We start from the raw sequence: 14,117 nt of genomic DNA, 5'->3' as shown, positions 1-14,117 counted from the left end.
CGTCGACCAAAACCATCGCCTTGCTGGAGGATGTCATGAAGACCTATCAGCTCTACATCAACGGCCAGTATGTCGACCCCGCCAATGGCGAGTGGTTCGACACCATCGATCCCTATCGCGGCGAGGCCTGGGCCAGAATTCCGCGCGGCTCGGCCGCCGACGCCGACAAGGCGGTGAAATCAGCCAATGAGGCGATGTGGCGCGGCCCGTGGGCGAAGATGACGGCGTCGGCGCGCGGCAAGGTGATGCGCAAGCTCGGCGACCTCGTCGCGGCCAATGCGGAGCGTCTCGCCGAGATCGAGGTGCGCGACAACGGCAAGCTGATGGCCGAGATGCTGGGCCAGCTACGCTACCATCCGGAATGGTGGTGGTATTTCGGCGGCCTCGTCGACAAGCTCGAGGGCGGCTTGGTGCCGATCGACAAGGCGGACACCTTTGCCTACACGACGCATGAGCCGGTCGGCGTCGTCGCGGCGCTGACCGCCTGGAATTCGCCGCTGCTGTTCGTCGCCTGGAAATGCGCCGCCGCGCTTGCCGCCGGTTGCGCCGTGGTCGTGAAGCCCTCGGAATTCACCTCGGCCAGCACGCTGGAATTCGCGGCGCTGACGAAGGAAGCCGGAATTCCCGACGGTATCTTCAACGTGGTGACCGGCTTCGGCCCCGAAGCAGGCTCGGCGCTGATCTCGCATCCCGGCGTCGCCAAGATCACCTTCACGGGGTCGGATACGACAGGCGCAAAGGTCTACGAGACCGCGGCGAAGAGCCTGAAGCGCGTTTCGCTCGAGCTCGGCGGCAAGTCGCCGAACATCGTATTCGAGGATGCCGACCTCACGGCCGCCGCGGCCGGCGCAATCTCCGGCATCTTCGCCGCCACGGGGCAGACCTGCATCGCCGGATCGCGCCTCCTGGTGCAGAGCTCGATCAAGGAGAAGTTCGTCGCGCGCGTATTGGAGCTCGCGAAGTCCGCCAAGATCGGCGATCCCATGCAATCAGACACCAATGTCGGGCCGATCACCACGCCCGCGCAATACAAGAAGGTGCTCGACTACATCGACATTGCAAAAGCCGAAGGCGCACGCTGCCTGCTCGGCGGCAAGCCTGCGTCCGGCGACGGCATCAAGGGCGGCCAGTTCGTCGAGCCGACCATCTTCACCGACGTCGACAACACCATGCGGATCGCGCGCGAGGAGGTGTTCGGCCCGGTGCTGTCGATCATCTCTTTCGACAGCGAGGAAGACGCCATCCGCATCGCCAACGACACCATCTACGGCCTTGCCGCCGGCATCTGGACCAAGGACCTCGCGCGCGCCATCCGCGTGCCGAAGCAGCTCCGCGCCGGCACGGTGTGGGTGAACACCTACCGCGCCATCAGCTACATGATGCCGTTCGGCGGCATGAAGTTCTCCGGCGTCGGCCGCGAGAGCGGCATCGACGCGGTCCGCGAATATCAGGAGACCAAGAGCGTCTGGATCTCGACCGCGACGGACGTGCCGGCGAATCCGTTCGTGATGCGGTGACTCTCCGCCTACCCCTTCGCCGCACCCGGCACGCCGCCGAACAATTTCGCCTGCTCGGCGCGGCCGGCGTCGACGATGCGGGTGGTGGCGGTTTCGATCTGGTCGCGCAGGCGGGTCATGAACTCGTCGCGCGGCAGGCCCGGCGGCAATGGATCGAGGAATTCGACCACCAGCGTGCCGGGATAGCGCATGAAGGTGCGGCGCGGCCAGAACAGCCCCGAATTGAGCGCGACCGGCAGGCACGGCACGCCGCTCTCGGCATAGATCTGCGCGACGCCCGCCTTGTAGTTCGGCGCAGCACCGGGCGCGGTGCGGGTGCCTTCCGGAAAGATCACGAGCTGCCGGCCGAGCTTCACTTCGGCCGCCGCACGCTTCAGCGTCTTGACCAACGAGCGCGGGCCGCCGCCGCGCTCGACCGAGATCATGCCGACCTTCTTCAGGTACCAGCCGAACACCGGGATCATCATCAGCTCGCGCTTGAGGATGAACAGCGGATACTCGAAGAAGCGCACCAGCGCGAACGTCTCCCAGAACGACTGGTGCTTGGAGGCGACGACCAGCGGCCCGCTCGGAATCTTCTCGACGCCGCGGAACTCGATCCTGATGTTGCAGATCACGCGCATCAGGAACAGGCTGGTGTTGGCCCACGCGGCCTCGATTGCCATCATCGCGCCGCGCGGCAGCAGCAGCGCCGGCAGCGCGACGATGCAGAGCAGCACCAGCACCAGGTAGAACAGCACGTTGAAGATCAGCGAGCGCAGGAAAATCATTTCAGTCCTTGTTTGAGCATGATCTCCACGCAAACCCATTCCGCGCTTGTCGCGAAGGAAAACCGCTCCGCACCTTTCCGGATCATGCCTAGTCCCTATTCGCCTGCGCCGTCGCCGGGCGGCGTGGCACGGCTGCCGGCTCGGCGAGGTCGGAGGTCAGGTCGAGGCCGATATCGGCCAGTCGCACCCGCATCTCCGCGGCGACATATTTGGCGTATTCCGATAGCAAGAGACGGAACGTTCCGCCACTCGTCCACCACGGCTCGTCGCGCCATTTGTCGCCGACCACCGCGAACGGGATCAGCGTGATATCCGGCATCGCATGTGACAGTTCCACGATCGCGCGCGGCATGTGGTAGTTCGAGGTCACCACGATCAGTGACTTGAAGCCGCGCTCGTGCGCCCAGCGCCGCGTCTCCGCCGCATTGCTGCGGGTGTTCACCGCCGAGCGGTCGAGATCGACGCAGCATCGCATCAGCCCCTGGCTGTCCGGAACCGAGCGCGAAATGTCATTGGCGTCGTTGGTCGGATGCACGCCGGAGATCAGCAGGCGCTTGCCGTAGCCCGCCGCCAACAGCTCCATCGCGTCGGACACCCGCGACGAGCCGCCGGTCAGCACCACGATGCCGTCGGCATTGTGCGGCGGGTCGGTCTCGACACCGCGCAATTGCGACAGGAAGCCGATGAAGCCGACCGCGGCGGCGACGAAGGCAAGCGCCAGCGGCACGACGATGACGGCGCGCAGCCAGCCGCGCGCCTGCGCGGCATGGCCTTTCGGCGACGTATCGTCGGGCTGCAAACTCATGTGATGCTGATATCCTTCCCCCCAGGGATTTTAGAGCATGATCCGGAAAAGTGGAAACCGGTTTTGCCCGGCCAGGGCCGTGCGGATGCGCGCGAAATCACACTCCGGCGACGACCCGCGACCACGAAACCGGCCCCATGATTGCGATGCCGCGGGCCGTCAGTCGATGTCGTCGAGCGTGGCAAACAGGGTGCGCCGCGACGCCCAAGCGGTGATCGCCGCGATCAGCACCGCCTGCAACGCCAGGACGAGGTAGCCCGACGGACGCAGCGAGAACGTGCCGAGCAGCGCCGCGAACTGGTCGCCCACCGGCGTGCCGGAGAACCAGTTGGCGATCGACTCGGAGAAGCCGAACGCCAGCATCGCCGCGCCGCCGCCGATCAGCCCGCCCTCGAGACCGAGCCGGAGGAAATGCCGCAGGAAGCGGTTGGCGATGAAGCTGTCGCCGGCGCCGACGAAATGCAGCACCTCAACGATCGGGCGGTTGGACGCCATCGCGCCGCGGGTCGCGAACGACACCGAGATGATGGTGGCGATGATCACGAGAATCAGGATGCCGACGCCGGCAAACACCGTGGCGCCCGTCATCGAGCGCATGCGCTCGATCCAGGCGCGGTGGTCATCGACGCTTGCGGTCGGCGCCACCTGCGTCACCCGCGCGCGTAAGCCGGCAAGATCGAGCGTGGTGCCGGGCTGCACCCGCGCCACGATCACGCGCGGCACCGGCAGCTCGTCGATCGAAAGCCCGCTGCCGAGCCAGGGCTCCAGCAGCTTGGCGGATTCCTCCTTGCTGAACGGACGCACCTCGAGAATGCCGGACTGCGCCCGCATCGCCTCCACGGCGGCCTGCGCGTCGCGGTCGAGGTCGCGGCCCGGCGCGGGGCGCACCTGGATGGTGATCTCGCTCGATACTTCCGATTGCCATTCGGCCGCCGACGCGCTGACCAGCAGTACGGTGCCCGTCGTCAGCGAGGCGAGGAAGGTCATGATCGCGACCACCGCGACCAGCGCGCGGCCCGAGATCGAGGCGCGCGGCACAATCGGCGACATGTTGCGCGCGGTGGCCGGGACCTGCGGACGCTCGCGCCCGAGATCGACCAACGACACTTTCTCGTCGCCGCTCCTACTCATAGATGTGCAGCCGTCCCTGATGCAGCACCAGCCGCCGCGCCTCGTATTGATCCATCAATGTGATGTCGTGGGTCGCGATGATGACAGCGGTGCCCGATTTGTTGAGCTCGATGAACAGCCGCAACAGGCGGCGCCCGAGCGTCGGATCGACGCTGCCGGTCGGCTCGTCCGCCAGCAGCAATTGCGGCCGCGAGATCACCGCGCGCGCGATCGCCGCGCGCTGCTTCTCGCCGCCCGACAGGATCGGCGGCAGCGCGTCCATGCGCTCGCCGAGGCCGACCCATTTCAAGAGGTCGATCACCTCACGGCGGTAGGTCGATTCCTCGCGGCCCATCACGCGGAACGGCAGCGCGACGTTCTCATAGGTTGTCATGTGGTCGAGCAGGCGGAAATCCTGCAGCACGATGCCGATACGCTTGCGCAGGTCGGCGACCTGGTCCTTGCTCAGCAGGGAGACGTCCTTGCCGAACAAATTGACCAGCCCACGGGTCGGCCGCAACGACAGGAACAACAGCCGCAGCAGCGAGGTCTTGCCCGCGCCCGACGGCCCGGTGAGGAACTGGAACGAATGGGCCGGGATCATGAAGGAGAGGTCGCGCAAAATCTCCGGGCCGAGCCCGTAGCGCAGACCGACATTTTCGAACCGAACCAATGCGCTAGCTCCGTTCGAGAGGGCCCGTGGCCCAATACCCAACAAAGACGGCCCGAACCCCCGCCGAGCGGCCGCGAACCGCACAGAAAGCTTGTGCGTCGGTTATGGTTTCCGATTCGTTAACGGTCGCTCGGTAGCATCCGGGCATACCACACGGTGGAGATTCGGCTCCATGCATATCGTTTGCCCACATTGTACAACATCTTACGCCATCAATCCGGGCACCCTGGGCGAGGCCGGACGCACGGTCCGTTGTTCCCGCTGCCGCGAGGTCTGGCTGGCCCGGCCGGAGGACGCGATCGGGGCGACCGCACCCAGTTTGGCCTACGAGGCCGCGGGCTCCAATCTCGCCGCCGAATGGGACGCGATGGGGCGCGAGGAGGCTGACGCGACCCCGATGGTCGAGAGCCCCTCGATTTCGGCCGATTTACCCGCCGACGAGGACGCCGCCACGGAGTGGCCGGCGGTGGCCGAGGCGGATGCCGCCGCCCACGCCGGCACCCAGGGCGCCGGAAAGCGCCGCTTCCGCCTGCCGCGGCTGCCCCGCCTGTTCCGCCTGCCCTCCCTGCCCCGCATTCCCTTCATGCCCGTGATCGGCGCCCTGCCGACCACCTGCGCCGCGATGGGCGCACTGATCATTGCGCTGTTCGTCTGGCGCAACGACGTGGTGCGGCTGCTGCCGCAGACCGCGCTGTTCTACAAGATGGTCGGGCTCGACGTGAATTTGCGCGGCCTCGCCTTCAAGGACCTCAAGATCACCAACGAGACCGTGGACGGCAAGCCGGTGCTGGTGATCGAGGGCATGATCGTCGGCCAGACCCGGAAGCCGGTCGAATTGCCGCGGCTGCGCTTCTCGGTGCGCGACGCCCAGGGCGCCGAAATCTATGCCTGGAATGCGGTGCTGGAGCAGCCGGTGCTCAATCCCGGCGAGCGCGCCTTCTTCAAGTCGCGCCTCGCCTCGCCGCCGCCCGAAGGCCGCAATATCGACGTACGCTTCTTCAACAAGCATGATCTCACCGGCGGCCGCGCCTGAGGCTGGCGGCCACCACTTTCGGAAACCGACCCATCACCATGACGCGTGTTCTGATCGCCGACGACGAAGACTCGATGCGCTCCCTGGTCGCGCGCGCCATCGCCATGGACGGCCACGAGACCGTGACCGCGCAGGACGGCGCCGAGGCGCTGGAGATGCTGACGCGCGATGAGGGCGCGTTCGACCTCCTGCTGACCGACATCCAGATGCCCATCATGGATGGCATCGCGCTGGCGCTGACCGCGGCCCGCGATTTCCCCGAGCTGAAGATCCTGCTGATGACCGGCTTCGCCCACCAGCGCGAACGCGCCTCCGGCCTCGAGGCGATCGTGCACGACGTGGTGACCAAGCCGTTCTCGGTCGCCGATATCCGCACCGCAGTGGCGGACGCGCTGGCGGCAAGGAAGGCGAGCTAGCCGTCATTCCGGGCAACACGACCACCGCACACACGTCTCGTCATGCCCCGCCACCGGATCGCGCGAACGCGCGCCCGATGACAGGCTCCGGCAGGGCATCCAGTACGCCGCGGCTTCTCGATTTCAATCGCTGGCGTCTCTGGAATACTGGATCGCCCGGTTCCGTATTCGCCAAGGCTCCGACGAGGCCAGCGGTCCGAGGCACGGCGAAGGCGGCGAGCCGGGCGATGACAGTGGAATGTGTGGCGACTCAATAATCCTTCAGCAGTCGCTCGATGTAGTCGAGCTCGATCTGCGGCCGTGACGGATCGGCGAGGCGGCGGCGCAGCTCTTCGAGGATGCGGCGGACGCGTTGGACGTCGATCTCGCCGGGGATCTTCACGGTGTAGTCATCGCCGAATTCGCGACCGTGCAGCGGGCGGCCGAGCGGATCGGTCTGGTTGCCGCCGCTCTGCTGGCGGCCGGCGCGGTTGCCGGGGCCGTCGCCGGGCTGGTCGCCATCGCCCTGCTGCATCGCGTCGGCGAGGCTCTGGGCGCCCTTGCGCAACGCATCCAGCGCGCGGCCTTGCGAATCCACCGCACCGTCGGCATTGCCCTCGCCAAGCCGCCCGGAGGCATCGCCCATCGCGGAGTCGGCCTGGTCGAGCCCGTCGCCGTCGTCATCACCCTGATCGCCGCCCTGGTCGCCCTGCTGGGCCTGATCGCCCTTCTGGCCTTGCCCCTTCTGCCCCTTCTGGCCGCGCTGCTCCGGACCCATGCCGCGCTTGGCGAGCTCTTCCTGCAGCTTCTTCAGGCGATCGCGCAGCGCCTGCTGATCCTGCTGCAGGTCGCCCATCGACTGGTCGCCCTGCTTGCCGCGCATGCGGTCGCGGCGGGAATCCTGGCCCTGCTTGAAGGTCTTGTCGCGCAACTGCTGCTGCTTGCGGATCATGTCGCCGAGCTCGTTGAGCGACTGCTGCATGTCGTCGTCGCCCTGATTGGGCTGCGCCATCTGCAGGTTTTCCAGCATCTGCTGCATCTGTTCCAGCAACTGCCGCGCCGCATCCTTGTCGCCGGAGCGCGACAGCCGCTCCATGCGATCGAGCATGTTCTTGAGATCCTGCTGGCTCAGCACCTTGGCATTGGGATCGAGCGGGCGCGCAAGCTGCTGCGGATTGTTGCGGAATTGCTCGACCATCTGGCGCAGGAAATTGTCCAGCGCCGCGCGCAGATTGTCGGTGAGCTTCTTGATCTCCTCGTCGCTCGCGCCGCGCTCCAGCGCCTGCTTGAGCGCGTCCTGCGCCGCGCGCAGCGCCTTGTCGACGTCACTGATGTTGCCGTCCTCGATGGTGACGGCGAGCGCCCACAGGCTGGCGACGACCTCGCGCAGCTGGTCGTCGGTGCGCGCCGCCTCGAGCTGGCGGCTCACGGTGTGGAGGCCGAGGTAATAGCCGGTTTCCGGCATGAACATTTCCGGCGCGATCATCAGCGCGTCGAGCGCGGCATAGACCTGGCCGTTCTGGTTGGCATCGAGCGCGAGGATGCGGCGCTGCTCGATCAGCGCGCGCGCCAGGGGCTTGGTGAACAGCCGCTCGGGCAGCCGCATGTTGAACGGCTCGCTCTTGCCCTCATTGCCGGCCTCGTCCTTGGCGGTCAGCGTCAGCGTCACGTCGGCGCCGGCGTAAGGGTCCTCGCTGAGATCCTTGACGGTCTGGCCGACGCCGTTGCGGGTGCGCGCATTCGGCAGCACCAGCGGAAATTGCGGCGGCTCGAACAGCGGACGCGGCTGCGCCGCCTTGCCGTCGACATCCTTCTTGCCGTCAGCATCCTTGGGCGCATCGGCCGGCCGCGCGGCAAACTGCGCGCGCGCTTCGGTGACGCCGTAATCGTCCTCGAGCCTGTAGGACATCTGCAAGGCGCCGCGCGCCTGCCGCTCCGGATCCTTGGCGAGCGCAATCGACGGCGGGCGGTCCGGCGTCGCGGTGAATTTCCACTGCGGCTGGCCGGCCGGCGCGCGGACATGCGCGGTGCCGTCGCCGGTGATCTTGAAATGCCGCTCATTGGTGCCCTTGGGCGCCTGCCCCTCCGGCGCGACCTCGGCGACGCCGCCACCGACCACGACGTCGATGGTGCCGCCGCTGGAGCGCACCAGCAGCGTGCTGCCGGCCGGAACCGCGAGCGGGGTGGAGTCGGCCGCGTTGGCGTCCTTGTTGGCGTTGGACAGGATGATCGGCGGCTTGCCGGTGTAGTTCGGCGGCGTCACCCAGGCGTCGACCCGGACATTGGCCGGCGCCATGATGCCGTTCCAGTCGAACGCGGAGGCGACCCGCAGGCCGCGCTCGTCGCCGGCGGCGACATAGGTCGCGACCAGCATCACGATGACCAGCGCACGCAGCGCCCAGGGGTCGTGCAGCGAGACGCGCGGCCGCGGCAGGCCGGCGCGGATGCGCTTGATCGAGGCCAGTGTGCGCTCGCGCTGCGCCTGCCACAGCGCCAGCGCGAACGGATCCTTGTTGGTGAGCGTGTCGGAGAGCGTGGTCGCCGGGCGATGACGGACGCCGGCGCCGCGGTCGAGCCGGCTCAAGCCCTCCTCGCGGCTCGGCCAGCGGAAGCGCAGCAGCGGCAAGAGCGCCACGAGCGCTGCAATTCCGAACAGGGCGGCGCCGGCCACGCGTGCGGCAAACGGCAACACCAGCCACAGCCCGGCCCAGGACGCGACCAGGAACAGACCGGCGACCGTCAGGAACCGCGCCAGATGTGGCCACGCCCGCTCCCACGCAATCGCGAACTTCGCCCGCTGCAGAGCCTCGGTCAGCTTCAATTGCGTCAGCTTCAGCCGCGCGTCCGCATCGCTGTCGCGGGCAGCGCGTGACGGGTTCTCAGACGGGTCGATGTTGGCTCCGCTCAATAAGATCTCCGGGGTAGCCGGCAGGTCACCCTAGCACAGCGGCGGCTTTGAGGCACCCGTTCCGGGACGTAACCCACACCGGGAAATACGCATAACACGAAGGCGTGACTGCGGCGGTTCGACCCCGTAACGTCCCGGCCGAACCAACGCCTTACGCATGAGGAAACGACATGGACCAAAAAACACACGACAAGGGGCTCGAAATCCGCAAGGCGGTGCTCGGCGAGGCCTATGTCAACAATGCGCTGAAGAATTCGGACAGCTTCAACAAGCCGTTCCAGGAACTCGTCACGGAATATTGCTGGGGCGCGGTCTGGGGCCGCGAGGAGCTGCCGCGCAAGACGCGCAGCATGCTCAACCTCGCCATGATCTCGATCCTGAACCGCCCGCACGAGCTGAAGGCGCACATCAAGGGCGCGCTGACCAACGGCGTATCACGCGACGAGATCCGGGAGATCTTCATGCAGGTCTCGATCTATGCCGGCATCCCGGCTGGCGTCGACAGCTTCCGCATCGCGCGCGAGGTGTTCGCCGAACTCGACAACAAGGCGTGAGGCGTCTCTAACCGTCGTCCCTGCAGGAGCAGGGACCTATAACCACAGGCCTTCGTGGTTAGACATGCTGGAGCCCCAGCTTCGCACAATAATCAAGCGCGGTGGTTATGGGTCCTGGCTTTCGCCAGGACGACACTGAATGTGGGCATGCAGCATCGCTCGCACTGCGACCAGGGAGAAAAACAACACCATGGAAATCGGATTCATCGGCCTCGGGAAGATGGGCTTCCCGATGGCGCGCCGCCTGATCGAGGCCGGCCACACGCTCACCGTGTTCGACATGCGCAAGGACGCCGTCGATCAGCTGATTGCACTCGGCGCCGCGGCTGCGACATCGCCCAAAGACATCGCCGACCGCGTCGAGACCGTGATGGCGAGCCTGCCCTCGCTGCAGGCCTCGCTCGAGGTCGCGACCGGCGCAGGCGGTGTGATCGAGGGCAAGCGCGTCAAGCGCTTCATTGACCTCTCCACCGTCGGCTCGCAGATGGCGGTGAAGATCCACGACCTGCTGGCCAAGAAGAACATCGTGCAGATCGACAGCCCAGTCTCCGGCGGCGTCTCCGGCGCCGAGAAGGGCACGCTGGCGGTGATGGTGTCGGGCCCGCGGGCCGATTTCGAGCTGGTGAAAAGCGCGCTCGACGTCATCGGCAAGGTGTTCTTCATCGGCACCAAGCCGGGCTCCGGCCAGACCATGAAGCTCGCCAACAACTTCCTGTCGGCGACCGCGATGGTCGCGACCTCGGAGGCTGTCGTGATGGGCGTGAAGTCCGGACTCGATCCAGCCGTGATGATCGACGTCATCAACGCGGGCTCGGGGCTGAACACCGCGAGCCGCGACAAGTTTCCGCGTTCGGTGCTGCCGCGCAGCTTCGACTTCGGCTTCGCCACCGGCCTGATGGTGAAGGACGTGCGGCTCGCGGTCGAGGAGATGCGCTCGCTCGGGCTGTCGATGGAAGTCGCCGAAGCGGTCGGCCGGCTCTGGGAAGTCATCATCCGCGAGGAGGGAGCGGAGTCGGATTTCACCGCCGCAATCAAGCCGATCGAGAAGGCCGCGGGCGTGATCGTCGGCGGGGCTAAGGGCGGCAGCCACGCCGCGAAGTAAACGCTGTCGACAAAATAACGCTGTCGTCCCGGGCAAGCGAAGCGCGACCCGGGACCCAAAACCACAGGGTTTCGTGGCTTGGCTGAGCTGGAGCCCCGGCTCAGCACGACAATCAAGAGCGGTGGTTATGGGTCCTCAAACGTGACTCCATCTCCCTGCTTTCGCAGGGACGACACCGAGCATGAGGGGCTATCGGTGCCTCACAACCACGGCGCGGGCTTGTCCATCGCGATCAGCGCGTCGACGTCGATGCGCGGGCGGACCACGGCGTACTGGTCGTCCTTGACCAGCACTTCCGGCACCAAGGGCCGCGTGTTGTAGGTGCCGGCCTGCACCGCGCCATAGGCGCCGGCGGTCATGACGGCCAGCAGATCGCCGGCCTTCGGCTGCGGCAGCGAACGGTCGAGCGCGAGATAGTCGCCGGTCTCGCAGACCGGGCCGACCACGTCGGCGACCATGGTCGGCGTGCCCTGCGCAGGTTGGCGCACCGGCAGGATGTCGTGATGCGCCTCATACAGCGTCGGCCGGATCAGGTCGTTCATCGCGGCGTCGATGATCACGAAGTTCTTGGCATCGCCCGGCTTCACATGGATCACGCGGGTGACGAGGATGCCGGCATTGCCGACGATCAGGCGGCCCGGCTCGAACATGAGCGTGCAGCCGAGATTATGCGTGACGCGCTTGACCATCGCGGCATAGGCGGCCGGCGCCGGCGGCGCGGCGCGATCCATGTAATAGGGAATGCCGAGGCCGCCGCCGAAATCGACATGCGAGATGTTGTGGCCGTCGGCGCGCAGCGTCTGCACGAATTCGGCGAGCAGCCGGAACGCGGCCTCCAGCGGGCCGAGATCGGTGATCTGGCTGCCGATATGCACGTCGGTGCCGGTGACCTGGATACCCGGCAGCTTCGCCGCGCGGGAATAGACCTCGCGGGCGCGCGCGATCGGAATGCCGAACTTGTTCTCCGACTTGCCAGTCGAGATCTTGGCGTGGGTGCCGGCATCGACGTCGGGATTGACCCGCACCGAGATGCGCGCGGTCGTCTTCATCTCGACCGCAAGGCGCGACAGCATTTCGAGCTCGGGCTCGGACTCGATGTTGATGCAGAGGATGTCGGCGGCGAGCGCGGCGCGCAGCTCCCCCTCGGTCTTGCCGACACCGGAGAACAGGATCTTCGACGGCGGGATGCCGGCCGCGAGCGCCCGCTTCAACTCACCGCCGGACACCACGTCGGCGCCGGCGCCGAGCTTGGCCAGCGTGCGCAGCACCGACTGGTTGGAGTTGGCCTTCATCGCGTAGCAGACGACCGCCTTCTCGCCGGCAAAGGCCTCGGTGAAGACGCGGTAGTGGCGCTCCAGCGTCGCGGTCGAATAGCAATAGAACGGCGTGCCGACGGCCTCCGCCAGCTCAATGAGATTGACCGCCTCGGCATGCAGCACGCCGTTGCGATAGTCGAAATGGTTCATGACACGCTTTTAGATATTAGTTGCCGAGCAGCGGATCGAGGACGAAAGACCGTTTATTGCCTTTCGACGCGGCCGGCGCGGCATCCGAGCCATAGGTCGGATTGAACACGCTGGGCTGTGCCGCCCGCTCGCTCTCGGTGTCGCCCGGTGCTGCAGTCGGCGCGGCGTTCGCGGTCGGCGGCAGGTCGAGTGGTCCCTTGCGGCCGCAGCCGCCGAGCGCAAGCGTTGCAGCGCTCAGCACAATGATGGCCCATCCCGAGGGGGTCAGGCGGTTCTTGCTAATCACGACGAATTCCCCAATTCGGGCGGCACCATACAAACATTGGCGTGCTCTGGCGAGAGGCGGAGCGCCATGAAATCACGGCCAAATTTTCGGGATCAGCCCAATTTTCGCTCTTTTTCCAGCCGCTTGGCCCAGGCTTTGGCCTGCGCCATCACATTCTTCGGCGCCGTGCCGCCAAACGAGGTCCGGCTCTTGACCGAGGATTCGACGCTGAGCACCTTCAGCGCCTCTGCCGTAATCTTCGGCTCGACCTCCTGCATGGCCCTGAGCGGCAGCTCGTGCAGCGCCACGCCCTGTGTCGAGGCCAGGCCGACGATGCGCCCTGTCACGTGGTGGGCGTCGCGGAACGGCATTTTCAGGGTGCGCACCAGCCAGTCGGCCAGGTCGGTCGCGGTGGCATAGCCCTCGCCGGCTGCGGCCTTCATCTTCGCCTCGTCCGGCACCAGGTCCTCAACCATGCCGGTCATGGCGCGGATCGCGAGCGACAGCGCCTCGAAGGCCTCCATGGCGCCCTGCTTGTCCTCCTGCATGTCCTTTTGATAGGCGAGCGGCAGGCCCTTCATCACGATCAGGAGCGCGGTCAAGGCACCGATCACGCGGCCGGTCTTGGCGCGCACCAGCTCGGCCGCGTCCGGGTTGCGCTTCTGCGGCATGATCGACGAGCCCGTGGTGAACTTGTCGCTGAGCTTGACGAGACCGACCAAGGGCGAGGTCCAGATCACGATCTCCTCGGCAAAGCGTGACATGTGCACCGCGCAGATCGAGGCCGCCGACAGCGTTTCCAGCACGAAATCGCGATCGGACACCGCGTCGAGCGAATTGGCCATCGGCCGGTCGAAGCCAAGCGCCTTGGCGGTCGCCGCGCGGTCGATCGGAAACGAGGTGCCGGCGAGCGCGGCGGCGCCGAGCGGCGATTCGTTCAGCCGCTTGCGCGCGTCGGCGAAGCGGCCACGGTCGCGGCCGGCCATCTCGACATAGGCCAAGAGATGATGACCGAAGGTCACCGGCTGCGCGGTCTGCAGATGGGTGAAGCCCGGCATCACGGTTCCGGCATGCTCCAGCGCGCGATCGACCAGCGCCTGCTGGAACGCGGTCAGCGCGGCCTCGGTCTCGTCGATCGTGTCGCGGACATAGAGCCGGAAATCGGTCGCGACCTGGTCGTTGCGCGAGCGCGCGGTGTGCAGCCGGCCGGCAGCGGGCCCGATCAATTCGGACAGCCGCGACTCGACATTCATATGGATGTCCTCGAGCGCGCGCTTGAAGTCGAAATCGCCCTTGCCGATTTCTGACAAAATCGTGTCTAGACCTTTGCCGATATTTTTCGCATCAGCTGAGGTGATGATGCCCTGCGCGGCGAGCATCGCGGCGTGGGCCTTGGACGCGGCAATGTCCTGGGCATAAAGGTGACGGTCGACGTCGATGGAGACGTTGATTTCCTCCATGATGGCGTCGGGACGTTCCGAAAACCGGCCGCCCCACATCTTGTTGCTCATGACATCTC

13 protein-coding genes are annotated in these 14,117 nt (G+C 66.5%); 5 read left to right on the top strand and 8 right to left on the bottom strand.

Going from position 1 to position 14,117, the window contains the following annotated elements; genetic code table 11:
• Positions 1-35 precede the first annotated feature (35 nt).
• Positions 36-1,517, top strand: coding sequence for an aldehyde dehydrogenase (locus tag HU230_RS38245; protein ID WP_176533784.1), 1,482 nt, complete (start codon positions 36-38; stop codon positions 1,515-1,517).
• 8 nt (positions 1,518-1,525) lie between these two features.
• Here the strand turns inward: HU230_RS38245 and HU230_RS38240 are convergent, their stop codons facing one another.
• From HU230_RS38240 to ftsE, 4 genes are all read right to left on the bottom strand, one after another.
• The gene (locus tag HU230_RS38240; protein ID WP_176533785.1) at positions 1,526-2,287 is read right to left on the bottom strand and encodes a lysophospholipid acyltransferase family protein; all 762 of its coding nucleotides are present in this window, start codon (positions 2,285-2,287) and stop codon (positions 1,526-1,528) included.
• Between the two features lie 88 nt (positions 2,288-2,375).
• Complete coding sequence (locus tag HU230_RS38235) at positions 2,376-3,092, bottom strand: YdcF family protein (protein WP_176533786.1); 717 nt, start codon at positions 3,090-3,092, stop codon at positions 2,376-2,378.
• Positions 3,093-3,251: 159 nt separating this feature from the next.
• Complete coding sequence (locus HU230_RS38230) at positions 3,252-4,223, bottom strand: cell division protein FtsX (RefSeq protein ID WP_176533787.1); 972 nt, start codon at positions 4,221-4,223, stop codon at positions 3,252-3,254.
• Positions 4,216-4,875, bottom strand: coding sequence for a cell division ATP-binding protein FtsE (gene ftsE / locus HU230_RS38225; protein WP_021079468.1), 660 nt, complete (start codon positions 4,873-4,875; stop codon positions 4,216-4,218). Before ftsE ends, HU230_RS38230 begins: the two co-directional genes overlap by 8 nt.
• Before the next feature lie 172 nt (positions 4,876-5,047).
• On the opposite strand from ftsE, the gene HU230_RS38220 reads away from it, so the two are divergent.
• Both HU230_RS38220 and HU230_RS38215 read left to right on the top strand, forming a co-directional pair.
• A complete protein-coding gene (locus tag HU230_RS38220; RefSeq protein ID WP_176533788.1) occupies positions 5,048-5,908 on the top strand; it encodes an MJ0042-type zinc finger domain-containing protein in 861 nt (286 codons plus the stop codon).
• 38 nt (positions 5,909-5,946) lie between these two features.
• Positions 5,947-6,324: a response regulator gene (locus tag HU230_RS38215; protein WP_176533789.1), complete on the top strand. Its 378-nt coding sequence runs from the start codon at positions 5,947-5,949 to the stop codon at positions 6,322-6,324.
• 250 nt (positions 6,325-6,574) lie between these two features.
• Here the strand turns inward: HU230_RS38215 and HU230_RS38210 are convergent, their stop codons facing one another.
• Entirely contained in the window at positions 6,575-9,211 is a 2,637-nt protein-coding gene (locus tag HU230_RS38210; protein ID WP_176533790.1) for a TIGR02302 family protein, read from the bottom strand.
• A 170-nt stretch (positions 9,212-9,381) separates the two neighbouring features.
• On the opposite strand from HU230_RS38210, the gene HU230_RS38205 reads away from it, so the two are divergent.
• Both HU230_RS38205 and HU230_RS38200 read left to right on the top strand, forming a co-directional pair.
• Positions 9,382-9,765 carry a carboxymuconolactone decarboxylase family protein gene (locus HU230_RS38205; protein WP_018268955.1) on the top strand — a complete coding sequence of 128 codons (384 nt, stop codon included), beginning with the start codon at positions 9,382-9,384 and terminating at the stop codon, positions 9,763-9,765.
• Between the two features lie 190 nt (positions 9,766-9,955).
• Positions 9,956-10,867, top strand: a complete 912-nt coding sequence (locus HU230_RS38200; protein ID WP_176533791.1) for an NAD(P)-dependent oxidoreductase — start codon at positions 9,956-9,958, stop codon at positions 10,865-10,867.
• A gap of 200 nt (positions 10,868-11,067) precedes the next feature.
• Here the strand turns inward: HU230_RS38200 and lysA are convergent, their stop codons facing one another.
• From lysA to argH, 3 genes are all read right to left on the bottom strand, one after another.
• Complete coding sequence (gene lysA, locus HU230_RS38195) at positions 11,068-12,333, bottom strand: diaminopimelate decarboxylase (protein ID WP_176533792.1); 1,266 nt, start codon at positions 12,331-12,333, stop codon at positions 11,068-11,070.
• Between the two features lie 16 nt (positions 12,334-12,349).
• Positions 12,350-12,619 (bottom strand): LPS translocon maturation chaperone LptM, encoded by a 270-nt coding sequence (gene lptM, locus HU230_RS38190; RefSeq protein WP_176533793.1) that lies wholly within the window; start codon positions 12,617-12,619, stop codon positions 12,350-12,352.
• 92 nt (positions 12,620-12,711) lie between these two features.
• A complete protein-coding gene (gene argH, locus HU230_RS38185) occupies positions 12,712-14,109 on the bottom strand; it encodes an argininosuccinate lyase (RefSeq protein ID WP_176533794.1) in 1,398 nt (465 codons plus the stop codon).
• Positions 14,110-14,117 lie beyond the last annotated feature (8 nt).

The organism is Bradyrhizobium quebecense (assembly GCF_013373795.3).
Classification (GTDB): domain Bacteria; phylum Pseudomonadota; class Alphaproteobacteria; order Rhizobiales; family Xanthobacteraceae; genus Bradyrhizobium; species Bradyrhizobium quebecense.
The sequence above is the reverse complement of the archived record's forward strand: the minus strand, read 5'-3'. Positions and strand labels throughout refer to the sequence as shown.